The sequence below is a fragment of the Sporosarcina aquimarina genome (assembly GCF_033253705.1).
GTDB lineage: Bacteria > Bacillota > Bacilli > Bacillales_A > Planococcaceae > Sporosarcina > Sporosarcina aquimarina.
In genome coordinates this window covers 1-1327 of record NZ_JAUBDH010000024.1, presented here as the reverse complement: position 1 = coordinate 1327, position 1327 = coordinate 1, and the positions used below count along the sequence as shown (strand labels likewise).

Here is a 1327-nt window from a genome sequence, read left to right as displayed (position 1 = left end):
TAGTCAAGCCCCTTAAAAATGGACACGAAAGTTTATGTACAATTGTGTGTTATGCGCTTTCCAAATACCGATTCAGAAATGCCGTAGGAGACAAATAACCTAAGCGTTTTTGGCTACGTATTTCTTTGTAGTATTTAATGAACTTCGGAATGGCTTTTTCAAGAAGTGTTGGCGTTTCAATTGAATAGTGATAAGGTAACTCCGTTTTGAAATGTGAAAAAAAGCTTTCAATCACGGCGTTATCCCAACAGTTTGCTTTTCGGGACATACTCGGTATAAAGCTTAGCTCTTTAGATAACTGGTTATAGCGATAAGATCGGTAAGAATTCCCTTGATCCGTATGAAGAATTACTTGGGAGAGGTCTTTTAGATTTCGCTCTTTCATTGCCTTGCGAATCGACTCTTCCATCATATCGTTATTGGAAGTACGTCCTATTACGACCCCGATTGGATTCCGATCATATAAATCCATTATCGCCGATACAAAAACCTTTTCATCACCTCTTACGAATTCAGTGACGTCCATTACCCATTTGCGATTCGGAAGCAGGGCATTAAAATCACGGGCAAGTAGATTGGGATAAATATACCCAGCTGCTTTCGTTCTAATTTCCTTCGTATATTTTTTCCGTCTAATCTTGGATTGTATATTCAATTCCTTCATAAGACGAGCCACGCGTTTATGATTAATTATGTGATTTACCGTACGGAGGACTCCTGAAATGCGCTTCGCACCACAGGTGCCGCGATTCTCTTTAACTATCTTTTTAATCGCTCGAATATCTTCCTGGTCTTTCAAAGTCACTATCTTTCTCGGGCGCTTTAAATAAGCGTAATACCCACTTCTGGATACGCCTAATGCACTGCATAATTGCTTTACCGTATAAACCTTTCTCAAGGCTGTTACCGCTTCGTATGCCTTTTGTTTTCCTTCTCCTTGAGAAAGGCCTGGAACTTTTTTAAGATTTCAATCTCCGTTAGCTGTTCATTGTATTTCTTTTCAATTTCTTGAAGCCGTTTGAGCTCCTCTCTCAATTGGTCTCTCGGAACTTTCGGGGTTTTTACGAAAGGGCGTAAGCCCTCCACACCCTTCTCATTATAGATACGAATCCAGTTAGAAATAGAATTGACGTGAATTCGATGCTCAGTGGCGATATCTGTTTTTGGTCGATTCTCTTCTAAGACCTCTTTAACGATTGTGCACTTCTGTTCAAAAGATAATATTCTCTTCCTGCCCTTTTTTATGAATTCCAAAATGAACCCCTCCCGTGACAGTATGTTCCCACAACTATAACATCTCTTATGTCCATTTTAAGGGGGGCGACTA

Annotated in this window: 1 protein-coding gene and 1 pseudogene; both read right to left on the bottom strand. The window is 39.9% G+C overall.

Translation table 11 applies throughout. The features are described from left to right. Positions 1 to 49 precede the first annotated feature (49 nt). Positions 50 to 904, bottom strand: a pseudogene (locus QT716_RS16245) (IS3 family transposase); the annotation flags it as partial. Then, positions 904 to 1254 carry a helix-turn-helix domain-containing protein gene (locus QT716_RS16240; RefSeq protein WP_317937209.1) on the bottom strand — a complete coding sequence of 117 codons (351 nt, stop codon included), beginning with the start codon at positions 1252 to 1254 and terminating at the stop codon, positions 904 to 906. The pseudogene QT716_RS16245 and the gene QT716_RS16240, both read right to left, overlap by 1 nt. Positions 1255 to 1327 lie beyond the last annotated feature (73 nt).